The organism is Treponema sp. R6D11 (genome assembly GCF_054786075.1).
In genome coordinates this window covers 1-4147 of sequence record NZ_BDHD01000156.1, presented here as the reverse complement: position 1 = coordinate 4147, position 4147 = coordinate 1, and the positions used below count along the sequence as shown (strand labels likewise).

Sequence of the window (4147 nt, the reverse complement as noted above, 5' to 3'; positions counted from 1 at the left end):
TAACTACGGAAGAGGCGACGTGCTTTTTGGCGTAATGCAGGAACAGCGGAGGCAAAAGCATGACTCGTGATGAATTTCTTACCGAATATAAAAGGGTTGTGGCAAGGATACTTCTTTTCTCCAACATTGCAAGAACAGAGGGTTTATTGGAACTTGAAGATATGATTGACAGTAAAAAATGTGATCAGCGTGATATTTTGGAATGGGGTTTGAGATTTGTTGTTGATGGAACCGACTGTTCAGTTATAAAGGATATATTGTTGCCAATCATTGAGCAGGAAGAAGATAAATATACCCGTCTTTTATTGGAAATTAAATTAGAAGCCGTACTTAGATTACAACAGGGTGATAATATGTGGATTATTGCCTATTTTTTAAATGCACATACGGACATGAATTTTATAGATGATCCAATCGCTAAAATTTCTTTTGTAGAAAAACATAACAAAAAAGAGATAAAAGAAATTCTTACTGGAATAAATACCGAAACAACACCCGAAGAAAAATATTTCCTAACTTCATCAGAAAAAAGCCGTTTAAATCCAATTAATGAAATTTTAAAGATTGATAATCCCACCATTCAAAAAATAATGAGGGAACTGGATTCAGAGGAGACGGCGGCTAAGGCGTTAAAATTTGCGGATATTGAAGTAATTAATAAAATATCCAGGAATATATCATTAATCGCATCAAAATTATTAATTAATAGAATTGAGAATATAAATAAAATCAGCATACAAGACGTTATAGACGCCCAAGGTAAAATATTTCATGTAATACGTAATTTATCTGATACGGGCGAAATAACTCTTCCCAAAGATTTTCTTTTCCAAGATAGATTTGAACAGGTTTATAAAGGACACTATTCCCCGCCCAAGTTAGAGAGCGCCTTTTCTGGTATCGAAGAATTTAAGGCCTTTTTATTGGAATACCGTCCTGCGGAAAACCCTTATGGACATTATCCCCGCAACATATATAAAAATACACCCGTGTGCCGTTATTTTGACTCAAAAAACAGTGAAAAACTCCTTCTTAAAATTGAAGAAAAAAACGAAGAAGAAGGCAAGGGCAGTTTTAGAATACCGAATACCGGTATAAAACTTATAAACTATTCTGTATGCCCAAAGTGCGGAACTGTTTTTTCATATAGTAATATGTTCCGTAGTGAATGGTTCCATCCTGATGACAAGCGATACAAGGAAGATACAAGGTATTGTTGCTATAACTGTGAAACATTGTTTTTCCCCTCTCTTGTTATTGTCGATGGAATTCCTAAAAACGAAGTCCAGTTTCTTGGCAAAGTGCAAACGGCGAAAGCAATCGAAAGATTTTACGGCCGGCAAGGGAAGAATGTTTTAACAAGGGAAAAGGAAAACATTATGATAAAAGAAATGGGGGACGTAACGTATAAATCAATACGCAATGACGTTATCCTGAAACAGTTAAGTTCAAAGCCGACCCTTATCGCCAACCTTCTGCAGCACACTCCCAAAAACATGATGTTAAACCTTATTGACGGCACTAACTTCGCAAAGGGCGACGCGCTTTTTGGCGCAAGACAGGAACAAAGGAGGCAAGAGTATGACTCGTGATGAATTTCTTACCGAATACAAAAAAACATCCGAAAGAGTATTTGCTTTGTGGGAAATGGCAAGAAAACATGGTTTATTGGTGTTGGAAAAAATACTTGACCCAGAAAAAATAAACAATAGGGATATCCTTGATTATGGCTTGCTATTATCATTAGACTTGTTTAATTCAAAAACTATTGACAGAATATTATCACTTATTATTGAAAAGGAAAATGATAAATATACCCGCCAATTAATGAAACTTAAAAAAGAAGCCGTGCTTCAATTGTGTGGTGGTACGAGCCCACATCTTTTAAACATTATGTTAAACGCATATACAGAAATTCCACTTGAGTGCGATCCTGTGTCCGAAGAAATTTTTGAAAAAAATATAGATATAACTAGAAGAGAAATGGAATCACTTATGGAGGTTAATTATGAATCGTGATGAATTTAATGAGGAATACTACAAGGTTGCCGAAAGGATGTTCTCCTTTATCTATACGGCAAAAAAAGAAGGTATATTGGCTCTGGAAGATGAGATTGACGTTGAAAAATTTAAACAGCGTGATGTTTTAGAGTTGGGTTTTAGGCTGACTGTTGATGGGACTGACTATTCAATTATAGACAATATTTTGTCGCTCATCATTGAACAGGAAGAAGATAAATACGCCCGTCTTTTGATGGAAATTAAAAAAGAAGCCGTACTTGGGATACAATCAGGAGAAAATCCGTGGATTACCGCTTGTTTGATTAACGCCCATACGGACAATAAACTTTCAGAAGATCCAATTATTCAAAAATTTATTAAAAAAGAAGACGATGTACCACATAATAATGGCCCTTTAAGCGATGAAGAAATAAAAGCGCTTCTTGCGGGCGTTGACGAAAAAACGTATAAACAGAAATATATAAAAACACCATCAAATCCATTTAAAAAAATGATAACAAGCTGCGATGATCGGGCTATTCAGAAAATTATGAGAGAAATTGATTTTCAGGAGCTTGCTAAAGCGTTGAAATCAGTAGACCTTGAAATAAGAAACAAGATATTCAAGAATATGTCCGTAAGGGCATCTACAATCCTAATAGAAGAAATAGATTATATGGGGCCTGTCAGGTTAAAAGATGTGGATGAATCTCAAGAACATATATATAAAATTTATTTACATTTAATAGATACGGGTGAAATTGTAAGATGCTTTGAACCTACTTCAGATGATTTTATTAATAAGGATAACATAGAAAACAATTATGAAGGTTTAGATTCCTCACAAATCGACACTAACGCCTTTTACGGTATTCAAGAGTTTACAACCTTTATAACTAAATACCCTCAAGAGGAAGAACCTTATGGTAATTTCCCCCCCGAAGTGCTAAAAGATATACCAATATGCCGTTATTTTGGCTCAGAAAATGGTGAAAAAAATCTTGTGGATATTGAGCAAAAAAACAAAGAACAGGGCATGGGCAATATTCAAATTCCAAAAACAAAAATAAAGCTTATAAATTACTCTGTTTGCCCAAAGTGCGGACGTGTGTTTTCATTTAAGGATTTACTCGATTATTACGCAAACCCAAAGGCGGACAAACTGTTTGAAGATCGCGCGAAACAATACAGGGAAGATACAAGGTTTTTTTGCCATGACTGTGAAACATGGTTTTTCCCCTCTCTTGTTATTATCGATGAAACTCCAAAAAGCGAAGTCCAATTTCTTAGTATAGTACAAACGTCTAATGCCATCGAAGAATTTTACAGCCAGAACGGAAAAAATGTTTTAACGAGAAAAAAGGATAACATTATTAAACAAAGACGGGGTGAAAAAATATTTAAAGCCGTGCGGAATGATGTTATTCTTAAACAGTTAAGCCCAAAACCCGCCCTTATAAGCAATCTGATACAATACACTCCCGAAAGTATGATGTTAAACCTTATTAACGGTACTAACTACGGAAGAGGCGACGTGCTTTTTGGCGTAATGCAGGAACAGCGGAGGCAAGAAAATGACTCGTGATGAATTTTATATTGAGTACAAAAAAATATCCGAAAGGATTATTTTCTTATCGGAAAAAGCAAGAAAAGAAGGTTTGTTGGAATTAGAACAATTGATTGATCATGAAAAAGCAAACAACAGAGATATTTTTGAATATGGATTGCAATTTGTTGTAGATGGGGTAGACCAGCCAGTTGTGAAACGCATATTATCACTTATTATTGAACAGGAAAAAGATAAATATACCCGCCGTTTAATGGAACTTAAAAAAGCGACGATACTCCACATACAAAACGGTCTAAATACACAACTTTTAAAGTGTTTGATAAACGCATTTACAGAGATTCCAAGAGAGTGCGATACAATCTTTGAAAACGAAAATGATGATGAAAAAAGATTTGCTTTATCCTACAACGAAATAAATGCGCTTTTTCCCAAAGAATCATAGGGTTCTTACACTGATGTTCTCAGTGTTTTGAATACTGTTCGTTGAACAGTCATAGATAAAAGCCATAGCGGGCTATAAACGCAAAAGGAAAGGTTATGAAATATTCAAAACCGGTATTTGTAGCGCAGAACGGT

At 35.1% G+C, this 4147-nt stretch carries 4 protein-coding genes; all 4 read left to right on the top strand.

The features are described from left to right. Positions 1 to 59 precede the first annotated feature (59 nt). The 4 genes from ACYVTD_RS10275 to ACYVTD_RS10260 are packed head-to-tail and all read left to right on the top strand — an operon-like array spanning position 60 to position 4013. Positions 60 to 1592 carry a FliG C-terminal domain-containing protein gene (locus ACYVTD_RS10275; protein WP_461247686.1) on the top strand — a complete coding sequence of 511 codons (1533 nt, stop codon included), beginning with the start codon at positions 60 to 62 and terminating at the stop codon, positions 1590 to 1592. Next, positions 1582 to 2019: a hypothetical protein gene (locus ACYVTD_RS10270; protein ID WP_461247685.1), complete on the top strand. Its 438-nt coding sequence runs from the start codon at positions 1582 to 1584 to the stop codon at positions 2017 to 2019. The genes ACYVTD_RS10275 and ACYVTD_RS10270 overlap by 11 nt, the downstream gene beginning before the upstream one ends. Beyond that, positions 2009 to 3586, top strand: a complete 1578-nt coding sequence (locus ACYVTD_RS10265; protein WP_461247684.1) for a FliG C-terminal domain-containing protein — start codon at positions 2009 to 2011, stop codon at positions 3584 to 3586. Before ACYVTD_RS10270 ends, ACYVTD_RS10265 begins: the two co-directional genes overlap by 11 nt. Then, positions 3576 to 4013, top strand: a complete 438-nt coding sequence (locus ACYVTD_RS10260; protein ID WP_461247683.1) for a hypothetical protein — start codon at positions 3576 to 3578, stop codon at positions 4011 to 4013. Before ACYVTD_RS10265 ends, ACYVTD_RS10260 begins: the two co-directional genes overlap by 11 nt. Positions 4014 to 4147: the final 134 nt, after the last annotated feature.